The following is a 19,359-nucleotide window of genomic DNA, read 5'->3' as shown; positions in this document are numbered from 1 at the left end:
CCGCGGGGGCTGGCCTGCCAACCCCGTCATGCCGCGCAAATACGACAGCCGCAAGACAGTAGCGCCAAGTTTGACTGGCAAGGCTTTGAAAAACCGCGCCAATCACCGGGTAAGAGCGAAAAATTTACAGGAATCGCCCCGATCGGGAAAAACCTTTACAGGCAAGCCCTTGTAATCCAGTTGCTTATTCCCTTCTTTTCACGGGCCGCTATGATCCGGCTGAGGAGGACGCCACGGCCACCGGGTTAGACCCGCGCCCCGTGGCGATGCGAACATCAAGGGAGGAACCACCATGTCCGACGCCACCGCCAAGACCTATCCGCCATCCGCCGACATGGCCGCCCGGGCCCATGTGGACGCGCAGACCTATGACAAGATGTACCAAGCATCGGTCACCGACACCGATGGGTTCTGGCGCGAACAGGCGCAGCGGATCGACTGGATCAAACCCTTCACCCAAGTGCGCGACGTGAACTTCGATCTTGGGTCGGTCAGCATCAATTGGTTCGCGGATGGCGAGCTGAACGTCAGCGCCAATTGCATCGACCGCCATCTTGAGACGCGCGGCGATCAGACCGCGATCATCTGGGAGCCGGACAGCCCCGAGGATGAGGCCAAACACATCAGTTACCGCGAGCTCCACAGCGCCACCTGCCGCATGGCCAATGTGCTGCGTGATCTCGGCGTGGGCAAAGGCGACCGCGTGATCATCTATATGCCGATGATCCCCGAAGCCGCCTATGCCATGCTGGCCTGCGCGCGGATCGGGGCGATTCACTCGATCGTTTTCGCAGGCTTCTCGCCCGATGCTTTGGCCGCGCGGGTGAACGGCTGCGAGGCGAAGGTGGTGATCACCGCGGATGAAGCGCCGCGCGGCGGCAAGGCCACACCGCTCAAGGCCAATGCCGACAAGGCGCTGGCGCAATGCGATGCGTCCGTGCAATGCCTTGTGGTGCGCCGCACGGGCGGTGACGTGGCATGGGACGATGCCCGCGACCGTGATTACAACGCACTGATCAAGGATGCCGCCGAGACCTGCGAAGCAGAGGCGATGGGCGCCGAAGACCCGCTCTTCATCCTCTACACCTCAGGCTCCACCGGCCAGCCCAAGGGCGTGGTCCATACCACCGGCGGCTATATCACCTATGCGGCGCTGACCCATGAGGTGACGTTCGATTACCACGACGGCGACATCTACTGGTGCACGGCGGATGTAGGCTGGGTCACCGGCCACAGCTACATCGTCTATGGCCCGCTGGCCAATGGCGCGACCACGCTGATGTTCGAAGGCGTGCCCACCTACCCCGATGCCAGCCGTTTCTGGCAGGTCTGCGAAAAGCACAAAGTCACGCAGTTCTACACCGCCCCCACCGCGATCCGCGCGCTGATGGGGCAAGGCAATGACTATGTGACCAAAAGCGATCTGTCCTCGCTGCGCATTCTTGGCACCGTGGGCGAGCCGATCAACCCCGAGGCGTGGAACTGGTATCACGAGGTCGTCGGCCAGAACCGCTGCCCCATTGTCGACACGTGGTGGCAGACCGAGACCGGCGGCCATCTGATGACCCCCCTGCCCGGCGCGCATGACATGAAACCGGGGGCCGCGATGAAACCCTTCTTCGGCGTCAAACCGGTGGTGCTGGACCCAACATCGGGTCAAGAGATCGACGGCAACCCCGCCGAGGGCGTGCTTTGCATCGCCGACAGCTGGCCGGGGCAGATGCGCACCGTCTGGGGTGATCACGAAAGGTTCGAAAAGACCTATTTCGCCGATTACCCGGGCTATTACTTCACCGGCGACGGCTGCAAACGCGATGCCGATGGCGACTACTGGATCACGGGCCGCGTTGACGATGTGATCAACGTCTCGGGCCACCGCATGGGCACCGCCGAGGTGGAAAGCGCCCTCGTCGCCCATGACAAAGTGGCCGAAGCCGCCGTGGTCGGCTACCCGCATGACGTCAAAGGCCAAGGCATCTATTGCTATGTCACCTTGATGAGCGGTGAGGAACCTTCCGAAGAGTTGCGGGCCGAGCTGCGCAATTGGGTCCGGCAAGAGATCGGCCCCATAGCCTCGCCCGATCTGATCCAATGGGCACCGGGCCTGCCAAAAACACGTTCGGGCAAGATCATGCGCCGCATCCTGCGCAAGATCGCCGAGGATGATTACGGCGCATTGGGCGACACCTCGACGCTGGCGGACCCCGGCGTGGTGGACGATCTGATCGGCAACCGCATGAACCGCTGACACCCTGCGCGGCGCGGGCGGCTGCCTGCCCCCGCACCGCGTTGCATGAGAAAGAGAGACATGGACCAAACCGCCCCCCAAGTGCCGCCGCCCGCCTCCGCTGCGGAATGTGACGCCGCCCTGCCGGATATCCTCGCCGCGCCCAAGGATAGCGCCGTGATCGAAGAACTTTGCTTTCGCCCCGATTACGGGGAGCGGGATTTCCGTGATGAACTGGATCTGACGGTGGCCCAAGGCATCCTTGGCGAACGTTGGACCGAGAAACCTTGGCTGACCCTGCCTGACGGAAGCCCCGATCCGCGGATACAGGTCTCCATCCTGCCCAAACGCGTGATGGATCTTTGCTGGCGCGACCGCGCAAACACGCCGCACCCCGGCGATACGATGATCGTGGACATGGACCTCGGCCATGAGAACCTGCCCGTCGGCACGCGCCTTCAAGCCGGGTCTGCGGTGCTGGAGGTGAGCGATAAGTTCAACACCGGCTGCGTCAAATGGCGCGACCGCTATGGCCAAGACAGCCTGCGGTGGATCAACCGAAAGGAAAACCGCCCGCATCGGCTGCGCGGCGTTCTGTGCAAAATCGTGCAAGACGGCACCGTTCGCCATGGGGACCGGCTGACCAAGCTCTGACGCCTCTCACATAGAAATAGGCCGCCCCCAAGGGACGGCCCGGATCGTCAGTTCAAGCGTTTTCGCGCGGGTTTAGCCTTCGACGCGCTGAAGGTTGATCTCACCCACGCCCACGGCAAAGTTCACGCCGCTCTGGGTATTCACGCTCAGCGGCTGAAGCGCCAATGTGTTCTCGGAACCACCCGTCATCAGGTTGGCCCCCGCGCCGACACCGACGGTCGCCTCGGCGGAAACGCCTTTGTAGCTGCCGTTCAGCCCGCCTTCGGAATATTCCTGCTCGGTCGGGGCCAGCACCAGCCATGACATCTGGCCGTTCTCGGTCTTGCCGATATCGACGCCCCAGCGGTTGATCTCGCCCACATAGGTCTCATCTTCGAGACCTTCTTGGATGGGGTTGAAGGTACAGGTCAGCTCACGGGTGGAGCCGAAGACGAAGCCGGTGCCCTCGCCCACATCGCAAGACAGGGAGCCGATCTCGACGTGGTCGACGGTCTCATTGTCATCGGCCATCGCGGTGGAGCCGAAGGCGGTGGCGCTCAGAAGGGCCGCGCCGAGGGTGAGTTTGCTTGCATACATCATCTTTGTCACTTTCCGGCGCGACGAGACGCGCCTTTTCTGCTGTGAACGGCATTCGGGTGCCTTGGACAGACGGCGCAGACCTCCTGCGCCGCCCCTTTCAGACAGCCAGCATCGACACCAATTGGGGCCGATGATGCCTCTCATCGCTGGCCCAACGCCGGGCCTTGGCGGCGGTTCCTCGGCCCAACCGCGGGGGCAAAAATCCGCGCAAGAGGGCCGATGCGCAACGCCCCGGCACCGCTGGACAAATCAGCCGCCACATGGCACCGCTTGTCGCTATGAGTGATGATCTGATCCCCTTCGCGCCCGACAGCGGCGATGCCCCGGCGCTGCGCCGTGCCTTCGGGCGTTTCGGCACCGGCGTGACCGTGGTGACCGTAAAAACCGCCCAAGGCCCCTTGGGGATGACTGCGAATTCCTTCGCCTCGGTCTCGCTCGACCCGCCTTTGGTGCTGTGGTCGCCTGCTATCTCATCCAAACGGCATGACAGTTTTACCTCGGCGGCGTCCTTTTGCATTCACGTGCTGGGCGCGGATCAAGAGGATCTGGCCCAGCGTTTCGCTGGTCAGGGGCATGACTTTTCCGGTTTTGACTGGGATGAAGATGCCGCCGGGGTGCCCACTTTCGCGGGCTGCCTCGCGCGTTTTCACTGCAACACCTACGCAGTACACCCGGCGGGCGATCATTCCCTGATCTTAGGTCATGTTCAGCAGGTCGCCCTGCGCGAGGATGGCGCGGCGGGGCTGATGTTCGACCAAGGCCGCTATGGCCGCTTCACCCCGCGCGACGAAGCCTAGGCGAAAGGGCGCCCCGCAAGGCGCCCCGTTTCTCAGTAATCCCGCTCGAAAAAGATGCCGATGCTGCTGTCGCCATCCGACCCCAACGTGCCCTTGGCCGTCAGGCTTTCGGTGATATCGAGGTTGAGCGACACCTCCCCCGTGCCATCCGAGGCCGCCGTCACATCGGTATAGACGTTGTCGGTCAGGTATTTCCCCAGCCTCAGCGCCGTCTCGCCATCCTCGGTGGTGGTCACGTCCAGATCGTCGAGGCCAAAGCCCTCACGCAGGTTGCCGATCACCCCGTCGCCGCCGCGCCCTGCGAGGGTCGCCACGGCACTGGCCAATTGCAGCGCCTGAAAGGCCGAGATTTCCGAGATGTTGCGCCCAAAGAGCAGCTGCGACAGCACCTCGTCCTGCGGCGCGGCGGGGGTGGATTCGAAAGTGACCTCCGGCTCATTCGCCGGGCCGCTCACGATGACACGCACCTCCCCCGCTTCGGTATCGGTCGAAGTGACGAACCGGATATAGGGGATGAAATCGCCCTGAAACTGGATCGACCCTTCGTCGAGCAAGAAGCGTTTGCCCAAGATATCGAGCCGCCCGCGGATCAACTCGAACCGCCCGGCCGAGATGATGCGGTTGGTGGTGCCGCTGAGGTTCAGCGCGCCGCCCAGTTCCGCATCCAGCCCGCGGCCCCGGACGTAAATCCGGTTCGGCGCGTTGAGTTGCAGGTCCAGCCCGAACCCGGGGCCGGACGCCTCCGCCGCAGGGTCGTCCTCGGCCTCGACCCCCTCCAACCCGGCCTTGCGGCGGGTCGCCAGCACATCGGCAGGCGCGTTGACATGGGTGATCTGCGGGATGTCCCCGATCGAGGTCAGACCCGTTGCGGGAACCTGAATATTCGTCTCGCCCGCGTTGATCACCCCGGTAATCTGCGCCCCCCCGCTCAAGGGACCTGCAAGCCGCAGATCGCCGTTCAGCGTAGTGCTGTAAAGGCTCGGGTCCGCATAGACGAGGTTGCGCAGGGTCACGTTGATATCCGCAGGCAAGGCCGGTGTCAGGGTGATCGCCCCCGCCACGCGCAGCTCTCCGCCATCGACGGCCTGACCGGTCACATTGAGCTGCGCCCGGTTACCCCCAAGCTGAACATCCGCGTCGATCCCCCGCAACGCCACCCGCAGGTTCGGCGCGGTGAAGGTCGCGCCGCTGGTGGTAATGCGCCCGCTGACCGACGACAGCGCCGCCGGTCCGTTGATTTGCAAATCGAACCGCGCTTGCCCCTGCAAATTACGCGGGGCGAGGAAGGGACGCGAGAGCCCAAGCGGCGCATTGCCCGCGATATCGAGGTTCAGCGTCCCGTCGGTATTCACCAGCCCTGCCACAGTCGCCTGCGTGCCTGCGGGGCCATTGGCACTGGTGTCGATGCGCCAGGCCTCCCCCTCGCGCCGGGCCGAGCCTGCGACGCTGAGCGGGCCGTTTACCTGTTCCACCAAGGCGCCGATGTCAGGCATGTTCAACTGGAAATCGACCGCCGCATTGGGGCCGGTGACCAAGCCTTCGACCGTCGCCCGTGCGCCATAGGGGCCGCTGGCGCTGGCATCGAGGACCACGCCGTTTTCGGTCTGACGCGCCACGCCGTTGGCCGCGAAAGAGCCTGAGACGCTGGGCACCAGCGGGTTCACGTTGGGCACCGAGACGTCGAACCGAAGAGAGACCTCTCCGGTCACCAGCCCTTCGACCATGGCGCTACTGCCATAGGGGCCATCGGCGCTGACATCCACGGCGATTCCGTCATCGGTCTGACGGATGTCGCCCGTGGCCGAAAGCGGGCCGTTCACACCGGGTGCGAGGGGGCTGACGTCGGGCACTGAGAGGTCAAAGCTGAGCGCCATATTCGGGCCGGTGGCCAGCCCTTCAACCACGGCGCTGCTGCCATAGGGGCCACGCGCGGCGACATCCACGGCAATGCCGCTCTCCTGCTGCCGCACCGTGCCTTGGGCCGCCAGCGGCCCGTTCACCCCGGGGGCGAGCGGGCTGACATCCGGCAAGGTCAGGTCAAAGCGCAGCGCCATGTCAGGCCCCGTCGCCAAGCCTTCGACCGCGACGCGGCTGTCGTAGGGGCCATTGGCGATGGTATCGACGACAAACCCCTGTTCGGTCTGCTCTACCGTGCCGCTGGCCGCCACCCCGCCGTTGATCTGCGGGACGAGGGGTTGGATATCGGGCAGCGACAGGTCAAAGGCCACATCGACGCGCGGCGTGACCAACCCTTCGACCGAGGCCTGCGCCTCCAACGGGCCGCTGGCTTCGGTGTCGATCTCCCACCCCTGCGGCGTCTGGCGCAATGCGCCCTTGGCGGTGACCGGGCCGGTGATATCCGCCTCGGGCAGGAAATCTTCGATCCGGGGGATATCGGCGGTGAAGTCGATTTGCGCATCCTCTCCCGTGGCCAAGCCCGAAACGGTCAGCGCCGCGTCATAGGGGCCATCGGTGACCGCGTCGACAACCCAGCCGCGCGGCTCTTGCACCGCTGTGGCCTTGACCGCAACGGGCCCTTGGTATTGCGGCAGCACCAGCCCAACATCGGCGAGCGTGAAGTCCAAGGCCGCGCGGCTGTCTTCGCTGCGCAATTCGACATCGCCGGTCAGGTCCAGCGCATCGTTCTTTAACTCAAGATCGCGCAGGAAAGTCCCCGTCTCGTTGCGTTTCGCCACCATGCTAAGGCTGGTCCGCCCCGCGAGAACCGCATCGGCCTGTTCGATCCCGATCTCAAGGTCATCGGTCCCCCCGGCAATCGCCAGATCGAACATGCCGCCCAAAGGCGTGACCGTGCCGTTCAGCGCCAGCGCCGTGGCTCCCGCGATATCGCGACCCGCCAGCGCGGAAAAGCGACTGATATCTTGGGCTTTGAGCGTCATCTTCAGCTGGGTGAGCAGCCCGCTATCCACCCCGTCGATCGCGGCTTCGCCGGTCAGGCCATAGTCTTCGCCCGATAGGGTCAGCCCGTTGATCTCAATCGGTTCACCTTCGACAAAGCGGATTTCGGCGCTGCCGGTGATCGCATCGCCGACGGCCTCGGCACTTGCCGGATCGGTCAGCGTCAGCCCCTCGGTGGCAAAGGTCACATCGCCAAAGAATTGCCCCAAACTGCCAAGGTTGCCTTCGAGAATACCGTCGAGCGCCAGTTGGGTCTGCGCAATTTGCAGCGCGCCCGTGTCCAGCCCGGTGATGTCGAACGCACTTTCAAAGCGGTCGCCATCCGCGGCATCGTAGTCCACGCGCAGAGTCACGGCCTCGACCCGCGTGCCCTCACCCGAAATCGGCAACAGGGTCGAGGTGCCATCTGGGTTTGCGATCCGGCCTGAGATGTCGATCAGTGTCGGCCATTTCTCTTGGTTCAACGTGACCTGCCCCTGCAGATCGACGGAATTCGCGGCAAGGGCAAAGCTGCTGACCTCAACCGCACCGTTGCTTTCCAGCAGTGCATCCAGCGCCAGCCGCACGTCCTCGCCGAAGAAGTCGCGGTAGCGCGGGGCGAGCAGCGCAGTGATGTCGCCGCCGATATCGGCTTGAATGCGGCGGTCCGGTGTATCGCTGGCGCGGCGTGGGGCCTGCGTGCCAAGGGTCACCTGCCCCGCCAAACGCTCTTGCCCATCGGTGGCGATGGTCACGTCGGTCGCAAAATCATCCAGCGGCCCTGCGCCTTTCACGGTCATCTGCACCGAAGGCTGCCCCGGCAGGTTCAGCAGTTTCGACGCGATGCCTTCGGGATCTTCGGTCAAGTTCAACAACAGGTCCAGCGCATTTTCGGTGCGGTCGAAATCGGCCTGAATGTCGAACTCGCCCCGTTTGCCATCGGTGCGGCGGGCCTGAAAATCGACGATGCCGACCGTATCGGTCAGCCGTGCATTGGCGCTTACCGAAAGCTGCGCCGCCTCGCCCAAGATCGGCTCGCCCAAGTTGATCTCATCCACCGAGAAATCCGCGATTTCGATGGAGACAGGCAGATCGGGCAAGGCAAAGGGTTTGGCCTCGGCATCGGGCAGATCGACTTCATTGCTGACCGGCAGACGCTCGACATCGAGCCGTCCGGCGGTGAGTTGTTCGACCTCCAGCCGTCCGCGCAGCAGGGCCGAACGGTTCCAATCCAGGACCACATCGTCAAGTGTCAGCCAGATGCCATCGTCATCCGCAATCGTCATCCGATCAAAGGAGGCCTCCGAACTCAGCGCCCCTGCGAATCCGTCGATGCTGACGGTGCGGCCCGCGCCGCTCAGCGCGTCTTGAATGGTCCGGGTGAGAAAGCCCTTGTCGTCATCCTGTGCGGCAGCCGGTGTGAGGCAGGCCAGATAGACAAGGCTGGCGGTGAGGATCTGCAAAAACTGTCGCATTAAAACGCCTGTCCAATCCCGATATAGACTTGGAAATCTTCATCCACTTCCGGCCCCGATGTGGGCACGGCCACGTCCAGCCGGATCGGCCCGATGCCCGTGGCATAGCGCAGCCCCAGACCTGCGCCCGAGTGCCAAGTGCCTGATCCGTCGTAGAATTCTTCCGACCCGATATAGCCCGCATCGGCAAAGCCCACGACGCCGATCTTCTCGGTCAGGGCCACGCGCGCCTCTGCTGATAGCCCGACAAAGCTGCGCCCGCCCACGGTGTCGCCGCTCGGCAGTTCAACCCCAAGCGTTTGATAGGGTTGTCCGCGCACGCTGCCGCCCCCGCCGGAGTAAAAGAGGTAATCCGCCGGCGCTTCCGACAGGTCCGGCCCTGCAACCGATCCAAGCTGCCCCCGGAAGGCCAGCGTCACCGGGCGCTCCGTCCCGAAGCTGCGGTAGTAGCGCGCATCAAGATAGCTGCGCAGCCCGCTTTCAGACCCCGACAGCGCGACGAAGGGCGTGATATTGGCGTCGATGTAATAGCCCTCGGTCGCGTCCAGTTCCTTGTCGCGGTAGTCAAACTCGGCCCCCAGCGGCAGGGTCAGCAGGGTGTATTGGTTGGTGCCGAAGGCATCCTCGGTCTCGGCCACACGCAGGCCGAGGCCCGCGGAATAGGTGCGATTCTGGTTGGCAATCCGCTCGATCCCCGCCTCCAGATCCAACTGGCGGGAGAAGTAATTCACCTCATCAAGCTGTTCCAACGTGGCCAGCGCGTAGAAATCGGTATCTTCGTTAAAGGTCGCCGGACGTTCGAACCGGGTAGAGAGCGTATAGTCCTCCCCCCCCGAATTGCCGCCGATCCCTTCGATCTCAGCCGAGAGGCGCAGACGTTCGGCCCCGCCCAACAGATTGCGGTGCAGCCAGAAAGTGCTCAGCGTCAGCCCTTCGAGCGAGGACAGTTCCGCACCAAAGCCAAAGCGCCGCTTGGGCGCTTCGGTCACCTGCGCGGTGATGGGCAGCGTGTCGTTGGGGCCAATCCGATCCGCTTCGATGAGCGCCACGGCGTCGAACGCGCCGGTGCGGCGCAGCCGTTCGGTGGCCAGTTCCAACTCTTCGGGCGAGAAGACCTCCCCCTGTGGCAGCCCTGCGATTTCGATCAGCCGCGCGGTGCGCACGTCTTCGTTGCCGGTCACAGTCAGCACGCCAAAACGCAGCTTTGGCCCCGGGGCCAGCCGCAGGGCAGCGTCGATCTGGCGCTCACGGTGTTTGGCCACAAGATCTTGATCCGCCAATGCCGCTTTCGCGTGGCCCACGTCACGCCAACCGCTGACCCCGGCCGAGACGGTTTCCTTCAGCACGCCAAGGCTCGCGGTCTCCCCCGCGGCAAATCCGTCCGGCAACTCGGTGCCCGGGGCTATGGGCGCGATGCGGGTCGCGCCAAAGCGGAACTTCGGCCCCGGGTCTACCGTGATCACGGCCCGGTCGATGCGGCGCGGCGGTTGCACAGGAGGAATCGCGGCGGCATCGACGCCATCCAAGGTGATCTTGAGCGTCGGCCCGAAATACCCGTTGTCGTAAAGCAGCGCCAAAAGCCGCCCGTAATCGGCCTGCGCCGCGGCGACCAATTCCTGCGGCGTGGCAGGCTCGGCATCCTCATCGGTCTGCTCGGCCAACAAGGACCCATCGCGCAGGGTGGCATAGAGGTCCGAATCCGCTGCGATGCCAGTGATGGCCAGTTCCGCCGCCTGTGCCGCAGCCCCCCCGCCAAGAAGTAGTCCAAGAGCGAGACAAAGCGCCGCCCCTTGAGTCTGCCCTTGTTGCGCCACGCGCTACCCTCCTTGCGTTCGTCACCCCGGTTTTCGCGCCGGTTCTCCTTTGCCCGCCCAAACGGGCCTTATTCTTAGCAACCGTTAAACGGCATTGCCGCCTTGGCTGCAAACACTCTGCCGGGGGAATCGCGCAATGAGAACGGCCTGCCCCGCCCCGCGCAGGTGTCACGCGCGGAATCGGCAAGATACCGCGCAGCAAGACTGTAGGCTGACCACGGCCCGAGACGAGGGCAAAAACGTTTTTTCTTTCAGGGGGTCCGACCATCGCTTTGCATTGCAAAGCATGGTGGTGCGGTCGGAGAGACTCGAACTCTCACGGGTGTTACCCCACAGCGACCTCAACGCTGCGCGTCTACCATTCCGCCACGACCGCACGCCATGGTTGGTGGGCGGGGTTTAGCCAAAGACCAAGGGCTTGTGAAGAGGCAATCTGCAAATTTTTTCAATGCGTTTCAGAAAGCGGGTTCAGCCCCCGATTTTCCGCAGCCGCACCCCCGATCACAATCCCCTTACCGCCCTACAATCTGACGGCTCAACCGTTGAAAGCGCGCGTTCGGCGGGCCATCTGTGACGCAAGCAAGAAGGAACACGCCATGCCCGCAGACACCGCCACCCCCACAGATACCCCCACCGTGCAGATCGACATCGTATCGGATGTGATGTGCCCTTGGTGTATCGTGGGCTACAAACAACTTGAGCAAGCACTCGGCGCGGTTGGCGTCGGCGCCTACCTGCGTTGGCACCCCTTTGAGTTGAACCCGCAGATGCCAGCCGAAGGCCAGAACATGGCCGAACATCTGGCCGAGAAATACGGCTCCACCCCTGCTCAGTCGGTCGAGAATCGCAAACGGCTAACGCAGATGGGCCAAGACTTGGGCTTTACCTTCAACTTTTCCGACGACACGCGGATGCAAAACACCTTTGCCGCGCATCAACTGCTGACATGGGCGCAGGCCCAAGGGCTGCAACACCCGCTGAAGATGGCCCTTTTTGACGCGCATTTCACCCAAGGGCGCAATGTGAACGACACTGATGTGCTCGCCGATGTTGCCGCTTCCGTCGGGTTGGACCGGGATGAGGCGCTTGAGGTGCTCCGCAGCGGCAGCTTTGCCGAACAGACCCGCGAAGCGCAGCAATTCTGGACTTCGCGCGGCATCTCCGGCGTGCCGTCGATGATCTTCGAGGGCAAATACCTGATCACCGGGGCGCAGGGGGCTGAAAACTACGCCCAAATCCTGCGCAAGGTCTTGGAGGAACGCGACGCCGCCGCCTGACACTGTGCCTCTGGCGGTGCGGCGCGGGTCTTGCTAAGGCATCCCCATGGTTGAATGGATCATCACCGACGGCTTGACCGATTACCGCAGCGCCGAGGCGTGGATGGAGGCGCGCGCCACCGCCATCGCCGCCGGTGAGGCCGAGGAATGCATCTGGCTGGTCGAACATCCGCCGCTCTACACCGGCGGAACCTCGGCGCGGGTCGAAGACCTGACAGAGCCTGACCGCTTTCCCGTCTACCCCACCCGGCGCGGTGGGCAGTATACCTACCACGGGCCGGGCCAGCGTGTGGCCTATGTGATGCTCAACGTCGCCGCTCGGGGACGCGATGTGCGCTGTTTCGTGCGCCAGCTCGAAAATTGGGTCATCGCCACGTTGGATCAATTCAACCTGCGCGGCGAAATCCGCCCCGGTCGCGTCGGCGTTTGGGTGCAACGGCCCGAGAAACCCGCCCAGCCCGATGGCAGCCCCGCCGAAGACAAGATCGCCGCCATTGGAATCAGGCTCCGCAAATGGGTCAGCTTCCACGGCATCAGCATCAATGTGGAGCCGGACCTCAGCCATTTTGGCGGCATCGTGCCCTGCGGCATCACGAACCATGGGGTGACCTCACTGGTCGATCTGGGTCTGCCCGTGACGATGGACGATGTCGATCTTGCCCTGCGCGCCACCTTTGATGAGGTCTTTGCCAGCGCCCCCACAGGCAGCTGCGACATCACCCCCTAACAGCGGCAAAGCACGCGCCAAGCGGCCCAAAGGCCGGATTTTACGGCGACAGCCACAGCGCAAAAAATACCCACCCTGCGACCATCGCGCCCATTGCCCCCACGAGACGGTCGCTCTAAAACGGGCGCGACACCGCATGTGCCGCCTATGGCGCCATGTGTCCAATTCATTTGCAGGAGGCACCGCATGGCAGACGCAGCCATTCACGGCCAAGATCATCACGACGACCGGGGGTTCTTTACCCGGTGGTTCATGTCCACCAACCACAAAGACATCGGTATTCTGTACCTGATCGTCTCGGCCTTGGTCGGTCTTATTTCGGTGGCATTCACCGTCTACATGCGCCTCGAGCTCATGGATCCGGGCGTTCAATACATGTGTATGGAAGGCGCGCGTTTCATCGCGGATAGCTCTGCCGCCTGTACGCCAAACGGCCACCTGTGGAACGTGCTGATCACCGGCCACGGCATCCTGATGATGTTCTTCGTCGTGATTCCCGCGCTCTTCGGCGGTTTCGGCAACTACTTCATGCCGCTGCAAATCGGCGCGCCGGACATGGCCTTCCCGCGGATGAACAACCTCAGCTTCTGGCTCTATGTCGCGGGCACCACCCTCGCGGTCTGCTCGCTGCTGACACCCGGTGGCAACGGCCAGCTCGGCTCCGGGGTGGGCTGGGTACTCTACCCGCCGCTTTCGGTGCGCGAAGCGGGCATGTCGATGGACTTCGCGATCTTCGCGGTGCACGTCTCCGGTGCCTCCTCGATCCTCGGCGCGATCAACATGATCACCACCTTCCTGAACATGCGTGCCCCCGGCATGACCCTGTTCAAAGTGCCGCTCTTCGCTTGGTCGATCTTCGTCACAAGCTGGCTGATCCTCCTGTCCCTGCCGGTTTTGGCGGGCGCGATCACCATGCTCTTGATGGACCGCAACTTCGGCTTCGCCTTCTTCGACCCCGCAGGCGGCGGTGACCCGATCCTCTACCAGCACATCCTGTGGTTCTTCGGCCACCCCGAAGTCTACATCATCATCCTGCCCGGCTTCGGCATCATCTCCCACGTCATCGCGACCTTCTCGCGCAAACCGGTCTTCGGCTACCTGCCGATGGTCTGGGCGATCATCGCGATCGGCGCATTGGGCTTCGTCGTCTGGGCGCACCACATGTACACCGTGGGCATGACCCTGAACCAGCAGGCCTACTTCATGCTGGCCACCATGGTCATCGCGGTGCCAACGGGGGTGAAGGTCTTCAGCTGGATCGCCACTATGTGGGGCGGCTCGATCGAGTTCAAAACACCGATGCTCTGGGCCTTTGGCTTCCTGTTCCTCTTCACCGTCGGTGGCGTCACCGGCATCGTGCTGAGCCAGGCCGCCGTGGACCGCGCCTACCATGACACCTACTACGTCGTGGCGCACTTCCACTACGTGATGTCGCTCGGCGCCGTCTTCGCCATCTTCGCGGGCATCTACTTCTACCTGCCCAAGATGACGGGCCGCATGTACCCCGAATGGGCCGGCAAACTGCACTTCTGGGCGATGTTCATCGGTGCAAACCTGACCTTCTTCCCGCAGCACTTCCTGGGCCGTCAGGGCATGCCGCGCCGCTACATCGACTATCCTGAGGCATTCGCCTACTGGAACCAGTGGTCCTCGATCGGCGCCTTCCTCAGCTTCGCCTCCTTCCTCTTCTTCTTCGGGGTGATGGCCTACACGCTGACCCGCGGCGCGCGCTCCACAGCAAACAACCCGTGGAACGAATTCGCGGATACGCTGGAATGGACCCTGCCCAGCCCGCCGCCCGAACACACCTTCGAGCAGCTTCCGAAACAGGAAGACTGGGACAAGCAGCACAGCCACTAAGCTGACCCAAACCACAAAGGCCCCGCTCTCCCGCGGGGCCTTTTCTTTTGCCCCCACTCCTCTGACAGCCGCCCCTCCCCTCCAACTTCATCCTTTCTCAAATACCCTCGGGGGTCCGGGGGCAGAGCCCCCGCCTTACGCAAATTTTTCCGCCAAAAACCACATTTCCCTCTTGAAGCCCCCCGCCCCAATAGGTATCTCGCCTTCACCAGACGGTAAGCGGGCGTAGCTCAGGGGTAGAGCATAACCTTGCCAAGGTTAGGGTCGGGCGTTCGAATCGCCTCGCCCGCTCCATCTGGACTTCACAGGGTCGCATCTTTGGATGCGGCCCTTTGTGTTTTTCGCCCCCAAAACCACCGCGAAAAAAATTGCCGCGCGACGCTTAGATCACTTCATTTCCCCCTTGCAGCCCCCTGCGGGAATGGGTATTCCCCCCTCACCAACCGGATGCGGGCGTAGCTCAGGGGTAGAGCATAACCTTGCCAAGGTTAGGGTCGGGCGTTCGAATCGCCTCGCCCGCTCCAGGTTGATCCTACCACCCCGTAGGAAACGCAAAGCCGCCCTTAGGGGCGGCTTTTGTGTATCTAGCCCTACATAAAAAAACGCCCCATGACGAACACGGGGCGTAAGGTACGGAACGAGGGACAGTAGGTGGCCGGCAGGCGTTCCGGGCCTGCGGTCAGTCTTAAATTTAGGAAGCCTTGGCCGTTTTCAAAGGGGCCGGGCCCGGCCGCCCTGCCCCCTGCTCGCATTTGAGCCAGTTCTTGCCGATTCTCAGCCGCCAACCCGGCTGGCATAAAGCGCGATGGCCGCCGCGTTAGAGACGTTGAGCGAGCCGAATCCGCCCACCGCATCAATCCGCACTAGCGCGTCTACGGTCTCGCGGGTCTTCTCCCGCAGCCCCGGCCCCTCGGCCCCCAGAACAAGCGCCACGGGGCGGTCACGGCGGCCTTCGACGGTTTCCTCGATGGTCTGCGTCGCCTCGCCATCAAGCCCCAGCACAAGATAGCCCATCTCCTGCAAGGCCCGGATGGCATCGGCAAGGTTGCGGACCCTCAGATAGGGCTGGCGCTCCAGCGCACCGCTGGCGGTTTTGGCCAGCGCCCCGGTCTCAGGCGCGGAATGGTGTTTGGTGCCGATGACCGCCGAGGCGCCAAGCACTTCGGCAGAGCGTAGAATCGCGCCGACGTTATGCGGATCGGTCACCCGGTCGAGCAGCAAAAGCCGCGGCGCGGAATCACCGATGGCCACATCTTCCAATCGGCCCCAGTTCAGCGGCTTCACCTCCAAAACGGCACCTTGGTGGACCGAGTTTGGATCGAGCGGCGGGCGGAACTTGCGTGGGTCCACGACCTGCGGCGTGATTCCCGCCTCGGCGATGGCCTCTTCCAGCTTCGCCTGCGCGTTCGGCGTGACCATCAACTGCAATTTTTCACGCCGCGGGTTCATCAGCGCATCGCGCACCGCATGCAGGCCGAACAGCCAGACCGTTTGCGCCGCTTCGGCCTTCTTGTCCTGCTCTTTTTGCACGACCCATTTGGGTTTCTTCATCTCTTTATCCTTTCGTGCGATTTCCCCAAGATTTCTCAGGAATTCGCCTTGACGCTTCTTTGGCTCGCTTGTAATCACGCCCCCACGTCAGGTGCAATGCACCGGGACAAAGTGGGCGACAGGCCGCAAGGTGTGGCAGGGGACTGTAACTCCCTCGCGGAGACGCACGCCTGGTTCGATTCCAGGGTCGCCCACCACTTTCTCCCTCTATTTTCAGACATCGTAACATGCTGGCGCTGAGCGGATGGCCACCGATCGATCCCCCGGATCGATCCTGCGCGAAATAGCCATGTGTCAGGGCCCGCCTGCGGCTCCCTCGCGGAGACGCACGCCTGGTTCGATTCCAGGGTCGCCCACCACTTTCTCCCCCCTCGCGATAGTTCGTATGCGCAGTTAAGGCGCGCTCGTGGCGACCAATCAATGTCGGGCCCGATGGCCATCACGGGATCAACACATCGCTCCGCAAAAACCCCTCAAGCGCCATTCCCAAATCGTCGTAAACCAGTTGAACCCGAATCCTCTCAACTGACCCGAGATCGAACGTCAGGTAAGGCTGCGGATCCCCCTCCAGAATCGCATTCGGCGTCGGCGATGAATCGTGACAGGGCGGCATCGGCAGGTTCCGCATCGGCGCGTCGTTCACCGCGATTGCCATGGCGGCCAGCCCGCAGCGCCAGCTCCACAGGTGGGTCACATAGAGGAAGTCTCGCCCATCATACTCCCGCACGGCGATCCAATTGCCGCGGGTGGCGTTCAGGATCGGACGCACCTCTGCGGCGGTGGTGAAACGGCCCGTGGGTGTCTGGTCTTCGGCGACCAAGCCGGGGGGCACGGCATCCATGTAGAACGCAGGCGGCGGGGCCGCGGGCGCCGGGGGCGCCGCCGGGCTGGCCGGGGCTGCGGGGCGTGCCGGAGCCTGCACCGTCATCGGCGCATCCGGTCGGCCTACCCCGTCCGAAGGCGCAGAGGGGCCGCCCAAGCTGATCGCGATCACGGCAAAGACAAAATCGAACATTCGAACCCCTTTCGCAGACCGCTCAAATTGCTGGCTTTTGCCGACAGAGCCCTGCCCCTATACTGGCCGAAAACCAAAGGCCGCAGTTAAGTATGACACGCAATTCGCGTATCCCGCAAATTTTCAACGTCGTCATCGTGGGCCAAGAGGGGCGGCTGGCCTATGAGGCGCTGCTTTTCGCTGCCTCCCTGCGCCATTCCTGCCCGGAGTTCCAAGGCCGCCTGCTGATCGCCGAGCCGCAGCCCGGCCCGCTTTGGGACAGTGACCCGCGCATCACCGACAGCGCCCTGCGCGAGGCGCTGAGCGAGCTTGGGGCGGAGTTCGTCCCCTTTGACAATCAGCATTTCGGCAGCGCCTACCCCAATGGCAATAAGATCGAAATGCTCAGCGCCCTGCCCGCGGGCGAACCCTTTGTTTTCTTTGACACCGATACGCTGATCACCGGCGATCTGGCGGCGGTGCCGTTTGATTTTGACCGCCCCTCGGCCTCTCTCAAACGCGAGGGCACATGGCCCAAGCCGCAGCTTTACGGGCCGGGCTATAGCGCATTGTGGAAGTCGCTTTACGACAAGTTCGGCCTCGACTTCGCCAGCAGCCTCGACCTGAGCCAACCGGATGAATATTGGCGGCGTTATCTCTATTTTAACGCAGGGTTCTTCTACTACCGCTGTCCACGGGAATTCGGTGATCTCTTTCTGCGCTACGCACTTGTGGTGCGCGACGATCCTCCGGTCGAGCTTTGCGCGCAGAGCTTTGACCCTTGGCTCGACCAAATCGTGCTGCCGCTGGTGATCCACGCCCTTGGCGGCGGGCGGGACGCCCTGCCCGCTGGTCTGCTGGATGGCACGGTCTCCTGCCACTATCGTTTTCTGCCCCTGCTCTACGCGCGAGAGAGCGATCATGCGATCGAGGTGCTAGAGGCCATCACCGCCCCCAACCGAATGAAAAAGCTGCTCAAGCAGCGCGATGCGATCAAGCGGATGGTTTATCAGGGCCGGGGGGCCAAGGTGCGCGCGCTTTTCGATCAAGACAACCTGCCCCGCCGCGAACAGGCGATCCGCAACCGGATCAAATCAAACGGTTTCTGGATGCGCTGAGCCCCGCCTGCCCCGTTGTCTGGACGGGTCTTTGCGCCTAGGCTGCGCGAGAACCATTTTCTGAGAGGACAGACCAATGGCCGACAGCCCCACCCCACATTTCGACACGCTGCAAATCCACGCAGGCGCCAACCCCGACCCGGCCACCGGCGCGCGGCAGACGCCGATCTATCAGACCACAGCCTATGTCTTTCGCGATGCCGATCACGCGGCGGCTTTGTTCAACCTTGAGGAAGTCGGCTATATCTATTCGCGCCTGACCAACCCCACCAACGCGGTCCTGCAAGAGCGGATCGCCACGCTCGAAGGCGGTGTCGGCGCGGTCTGCTGCTCATCGGGGCATGCGGCGCAGATCATGGCGCTGTTCCCGCTGATGGGGCCGGGCAAGAATATCGTCGCCTCCACCCGTCTTTATGGTGGCACGGTCACGCAGTTCAGCCATACGATCAAGCGGTTCGGCTGGTCCTGCAAGTTTGTCGATTTCGACGATCCGCAGGCCGTGGCCGATGCGATCGACGACGACACCCGCGCGGTCTTTGGTGAGGCCATCGCAAACCCCGGCGGCTATATCATGGATGTGCGCGCTATTGCGGATGTGGCAGATGCGGCGGGCATTCCGCTGATCATCGACAACACCAGCGCCACACCCTACCTCTGCCGCCCGATTGAGCATGGCGCGACGCTGGTGGTGCATTCCACCACCAAATACCTCACCGGCAACGGCACCGTCATGGGCGGCTGCGTCGTGGATTCGGGCAAATTCGACTGGTCCGCGAATGACAAATTCCCCTCGCTCAGCCAGCCTGAGGAAGCCTATCACGGGATGAAGTTCCACGAGACCTTCGGCCCCATGGCCTTCACCTTCCACGGCATCGCCATCGGGCTGCGCGACTTGGGGATGACGATGAACCCGCAGGCAGCCCATTACACACTGATGGGGATCGAGACCCTGTCGCTGCGCATGGAGCGGCATGTGCAAAACGCGGTGAAGGTGGCGGAATGGCTCGAACAGGACGACCGAGTTGGGTATGTTACCTATGCCGGACTGAAATCCTCGCCCTATCACGAGCGGATGCAAAAGGTCTGTCCCAAGGGCGCGGGCGGGCTTTTCACCTTTGCGGTCAAGGGCGGCTATGACGCCTGTGTGAAACTGGTCAACAGCCTTGAGATCTTTAGCCATGTGGCGAACTTGGGCGATACGCGCTCGCTGATCATTCACTCGGCCTCCACCACCCACCGGCAACTGACGGCAGAGCAGCAGGAAGCGGCAGGGGCCGGTCCGGGCGTCGTGCGCATCTCCATCGGGACCGAGGACGCCGACGATCTGATCGCCGATCTCGATCAGGCACTGACCAAGGCGACCAGCTAAACCACCTTCCCCCGCCGAT

At 63.2% G+C, this 19,359-nt stretch carries 13 protein-coding genes and 4 tRNA genes; 11 read left to right on the top strand and 6 right to left on the bottom strand.

The annotated features are described in order from the left end of the window. Window positions 1-292: 292 nt before the first annotated feature. Together acs and ACGYLO_RS13595 are read left to right on the top strand one after the other, a co-directional pair. The gene (gene acs / locus ACGYLO_RS13600) at window positions 293-2,248 is read left to right on the top strand and encodes an acetate--CoA ligase (protein WP_271689626.1); all 1,956 of its coding nucleotides are present in this window, start codon (window positions 293-295) and stop codon (window positions 2,246-2,248) included. A 60-nt stretch (window positions 2,249-2,308) separates the two neighbouring features. Then, on the top strand, window positions 2,309-2,881 hold the full coding sequence (locus ACGYLO_RS13595) for an MOSC domain-containing protein (RefSeq protein WP_271689625.1): 573 nt from the start codon (window positions 2,309-2,311) through the stop codon (window positions 2,879-2,881). A 72-nt stretch (window positions 2,882-2,953) separates the two neighbouring features. Here the strand turns inward: ACGYLO_RS13595 and ACGYLO_RS13590 are convergent, their stop codons facing one another. Continuing rightward, window positions 2,954-3,460 (bottom strand): DUF992 domain-containing protein, encoded by a 507-nt coding sequence (locus ACGYLO_RS13590; protein ID WP_271689624.1) that lies wholly within the window; start codon window positions 3,458-3,460, stop codon window positions 2,954-2,956. Window positions 3,461-3,720: 260 nt separating this feature from the next. On the opposite strand from ACGYLO_RS13590, the gene ACGYLO_RS13585 reads away from it, so the two are divergent. Further along, a complete protein-coding gene (locus ACGYLO_RS13585; RefSeq protein ID WP_394374201.1) occupies window positions 3,721-4,257 on the top strand; it encodes a flavin reductase family protein in 537 nt (178 codons plus the stop codon). Window positions 4,258-4,289: 32 nt separating this feature from the next. Here the strand turns inward: ACGYLO_RS13585 and ACGYLO_RS13580 are convergent, their stop codons facing one another. The 3 genes from ACGYLO_RS13580 to ACGYLO_RS13570 form a co-directional block, all read right to left on the bottom strand. Beyond that, window positions 4,290-8,630: a translocation/assembly module TamB domain-containing protein gene (locus ACGYLO_RS13580; protein ID WP_271689623.1), complete on the bottom strand. Its 4,341-nt coding sequence runs from the start codon at window positions 8,628-8,630 to the stop codon at window positions 4,290-4,292. Next, entirely contained in the window at window positions 8,630-10,444 is a 1,815-nt protein-coding gene (locus ACGYLO_RS13575; protein WP_271689622.1) for an autotransporter assembly complex family protein, read from the bottom strand. Before ACGYLO_RS13575 ends, ACGYLO_RS13580 begins: the two co-directional genes overlap by 1 nt. Window positions 10,445-10,734: 290 nt before the next feature. Then, window positions 10,735-10,820: transfer RNA gene (locus tag ACGYLO_RS13570), tRNA-Leu, on the bottom strand. A 220-nt stretch (window positions 10,821-11,040) separates the two neighbouring features. Here ACGYLO_RS13570 and ACGYLO_RS13565 point away from each other — a divergent pair. From ACGYLO_RS13565 to ACGYLO_RS13545, 5 genes are all read left to right on the top strand, one after another. Beyond that, complete coding sequence (locus ACGYLO_RS13565; protein WP_271689621.1) at window positions 11,041-11,721, top strand: DsbA family oxidoreductase; 681 nt, start codon at window positions 11,041-11,043, stop codon at window positions 11,719-11,721. A 46-nt stretch (window positions 11,722-11,767) separates the two neighbouring features. After that, window positions 11,768-12,448: a lipoyl(octanoyl) transferase LipB gene (gene lipB / locus ACGYLO_RS13560; RefSeq protein WP_271689620.1), complete on the top strand. Its 681-nt coding sequence runs from the start codon at window positions 11,768-11,770 to the stop codon at window positions 12,446-12,448. A 186-nt stretch (window positions 12,449-12,634) separates the two neighbouring features. Continuing rightward, window positions 12,635-14,308, top strand: coding sequence for a cytochrome c oxidase subunit I (ctaD, locus tag ACGYLO_RS13555; protein WP_067261244.1), 1,674 nt, complete (start codon window positions 12,635-12,637; stop codon window positions 14,306-14,308). A gap of 219 nt (window positions 14,309-14,527) precedes the next feature. Then, window positions 14,528-14,602, top strand: a tRNA-Gly gene (locus tag ACGYLO_RS13550). 155 nt (window positions 14,603-14,757) lie between these two features. Next, window positions 14,758-14,832: transfer RNA gene (locus tag ACGYLO_RS13545), tRNA-Gly, on the top strand. A 250-nt stretch (window positions 14,833-15,082) separates the two neighbouring features. Here the strand turns inward: ACGYLO_RS13545 and rlmB are convergent. Continuing rightward, window positions 15,083-15,859: a 23S rRNA (guanosine(2251)-2'-O)-methyltransferase RlmB gene (gene rlmB, locus ACGYLO_RS13540; protein ID WP_271689619.1), complete on the bottom strand. Its 777-nt coding sequence runs from the start codon at window positions 15,857-15,859 to the stop codon at window positions 15,083-15,085. 113 nt (window positions 15,860-15,972) lie between these two features. Between rlmB and ACGYLO_RS13535 the strand changes: the two genes are divergently transcribed. After that, a tRNA-Tyr gene (locus ACGYLO_RS13535) sits at window positions 15,973-16,056 on the top strand. A 242-nt stretch (window positions 16,057-16,298) separates the two neighbouring features. Here ACGYLO_RS13535 and ACGYLO_RS13530 read toward each other — a convergent pair. Beyond that, entirely contained in the window at window positions 16,299-16,874 is a 576-nt protein-coding gene (locus tag ACGYLO_RS13530; protein ID WP_271689618.1) for a hypothetical protein, read from the bottom strand. A 92-nt stretch (window positions 16,875-16,966) separates the two neighbouring features. Here ACGYLO_RS13530 and ACGYLO_RS13525 point away from each other — a divergent pair, with 92 nt between their 5' ends. After that, entirely contained in the window at window positions 16,967-17,971 is a 1,005-nt protein-coding gene (locus ACGYLO_RS13525; protein ID WP_276154439.1) for a hypothetical protein, read from the top strand. Window positions 17,972-18,047: 76 nt separating this feature from the next. Continuing rightward, a complete protein-coding gene (locus ACGYLO_RS13520; RefSeq protein WP_271689616.1) occupies window positions 18,048-19,340 on the top strand; it encodes an O-acetylhomoserine aminocarboxypropyltransferase/cysteine synthase family protein in 1,293 nt (430 codons plus the stop codon). Window positions 19,341-19,359 lie beyond the last annotated feature (19 nt).

Origin of the sequence: Sulfitobacter sp. 1A13353, assembly GCF_043557255.1 — a bacterium.
Classification (GTDB): Bacteria; Pseudomonadota; Alphaproteobacteria; order Rhodobacterales; family Rhodobacteraceae; genus Sulfitobacter; species Sulfitobacter faviae.
This window is presented reverse-complemented; position numbering and strand designations above follow the sequence as displayed.

Bases quoted from the DNA above. Each gene is read 5' to 3' on its own strand.
- acs (WP_271689626.1), top strand. From the start codon at position 293: ATGTCCGACGCCACCGCCAAGACCTATCCGCCATCCGCCGACATGGCC.
- ACGYLO_RS13595 (WP_271689625.1), top strand. From the start codon at position 2,309: ATGGACCAAACCGCCCCCCAAGTGCCGCCGCCCGCCTCCGCTGCGGAA.
- ACGYLO_RS13590 (WP_271689624.1), bottom strand. From the start codon at position 3,460: ATGATGTATGCAAGCAAACTCACCCTCGGCGCGGCCCTTCTGAGCGCC.
- ACGYLO_RS13585 (WP_394374201.1), top strand. From the start codon at position 3,721: ATGGCACCGCTTGTCGCTATGAGTGATGATCTGATCCCCTTCGCGCCC.
- ACGYLO_RS13580 (WP_271689623.1), bottom strand. From the start codon at position 8,630: ATGCGACAGTTTTTGCAGATCCTCACCGCCAGCCTTGTCTATCTGGCC.
- ACGYLO_RS13565 (WP_271689621.1), top strand. From the start codon at position 11,041: ATGCCCGCAGACACCGCCACCCCCACAGATACCCCCACCGTGCAGATC.
- lipB (WP_271689620.1), top strand. From the start codon at position 11,768: ATGGTTGAATGGATCATCACCGACGGCTTGACCGATTACCGCAGCGCC.
- ctaD (WP_067261244.1), top strand. From the start codon at position 12,635: ATGGCAGACGCAGCCATTCACGGCCAAGATCATCACGACGACCGGGGG.
- rlmB (WP_271689619.1), bottom strand. From the start codon at position 15,859: ATGAAGAAACCCAAATGGGTCGTGCAAAAAGAGCAGGACAAGAAGGCC.
- ACGYLO_RS13530 (WP_271689618.1), bottom strand. From the start codon at position 16,874: ATGTTCGATTTTGTCTTTGCCGTGATCGCGATCAGCTTGGGCGGCCCC.
- ACGYLO_RS13525 (WP_276154439.1), top strand. From the start codon at position 16,967: ATGACACGCAATTCGCGTATCCCGCAAATTTTCAACGTCGTCATCGTG.
- ACGYLO_RS13520 (WP_271689616.1), top strand. From the start codon at position 18,048: ATGGCCGACAGCCCCACCCCACATTTCGACACGCTGCAAATCCACGCA.